Below are 1435 nucleotides of genomic sequence, written 5' to 3'. Positions count from 1 at the left end.
GATGCCCGCTTGCGCCCAGTGTTTCAGGACGGCGCTGATCGCCTGCCGCGTGGCGCCCACGGAGGTTGCCAGCATTTCATGCGTCAACTGCAGGCGCAGCGGCTGCCCTGACGATGCATTGCCGTCGACGAATTCGAGCAAGAGGTCAATCCGTCCGGCGAGCTGGCGCCGCAGGTCCAGGAAGATGCGATCGCGCAGCAGGCCCATGACCTCGCGCAGGCGGCGCACGGCCCACACGGCCAGGGCACGATCAATCTCCGGCCAGCGTCCGCGCAAGCTGTTGAGCGCGCCCTCAGACAGGCAGTCCAGCGTTANCCGTCCGGCGAGCTGGCGCCGCAGGTCCAGGAAGATGCGATCGCGCAGCAGGCCCATGACCTCGCGCAGGCGGCGCACGGCCCACACGGCCAGGGCACGATCAATCTCCGGCCAGCGTCCGCGCAAGCTGTTGAGCGCGCCCTCAGACAGGCAGTCCAGCGTTACCGCGCCATGCGCCGCCGCGTGCTGCGGATACGGCCCGCCGTCAATGACCTGCATCACGCCGAAACAGTTGCCTGGCCCGAATCCGACGACTAGGAACTCCTTGCCCGTGCTGTCGATTTCACGGATGTGCACAGTGCCGCTGACGACGCGGTAGCTCCAACCGTCGCGCTGCCCAGCGCTGTAGATGGCTTGCCCGTCGGCGTAGCTGCGCCGTTGCAGCGCCATTTCCACTTCGCGCCGCGCATCGGACGGGAGCGACTTGATCCAGTCCGTGTCGTTTGCCTCGACGGACCAACTCGGCGCGGTGCGCAGGCTTTCAGACTGATGCGACATGCCGGGATTATAGATTTCAGCCAGCCACGAGAATCCTCGTGGGGGAGCGTTGCCGGCCATCCCGACCCGCATGTCCGCCAATATTCCAGACGCTGACACAGGCGACTGTGTCACTTCTCACGGCGAACGATAGAGCGCTGGATGCCATTTCCGCCGGAGTCCGTACCGCGGCGGTCGACTCTCCAGGTTCTGGATTGACCTTGGGTGGCGTGAAAACGATCGGCATATCGCCGTGCACCCTCGGGCTTACCCGCAAACCGTCATCCGGCTGACGGTTCCGAATTTCAACGCTCGATAGTCTTCGGTCCGTCGGTCATCAGGTCTGGGCCTGCACGTTTCTGACACCCATAGACCCGCCTTTCGGAGTTCCCATTGCCATGAATGCCCCGCTGCCACGCCAGTCCGTCACGCTTGACGACAAGTTCCTTCTCCAAGAAGGCTGGATCTATGTCACCGGGACACAGGTCCTGGCGCGCCTGCCCATCCAGCAGAAGCTGCGCGACAAGGCTGCCGGCCTGAAGACCGGCGGCTTCATTTCCGGCTATCGCGGCTCGCCCATGGGCCGCTACGACATGGAGCTGTGGTCGCGCAGCGAGCTGCTGGCGCAACACGACATCCACTT

At 64.6% G+C, this 1435-nt stretch carries 2 protein-coding genes; one reads left to right on the top strand and one right to left on the bottom strand.

Going from position 1 to position 1435, the window contains the following annotated elements; translation table 11 throughout:
• Positions 1 to 813 (bottom strand): Crp/Fnr family transcriptional regulator (locus QZH66_RS16035; protein ID WP_305806888.1); only part of this gene is annotated, 813 nt, incomplete at its 3' end.
• A gap of 377 nt (positions 814 to 1190) precedes the next feature.
• Here QZH66_RS16035 and QZH66_RS16030 point away from each other — a divergent pair.
• The coding region (locus QZH66_RS16030) for a hypothetical protein (protein ID WP_305806887.1) at positions 1191 to 1435 on the top strand (245 nt) is incomplete at its 3' end.

It is taken from the genome of Stenotrophomonas sp. YIM B06876 (genome assembly GCF_030711595.1).
Taxonomy (GTDB): domain Bacteria; phylum Pseudomonadota; class Gammaproteobacteria; order Xanthomonadales; family Xanthomonadaceae; genus Stenotrophomonas.
The sequence above is the reverse complement of the archived record's forward strand: the minus strand, read 5'-3'. Positions and strand labels throughout refer to the sequence as shown.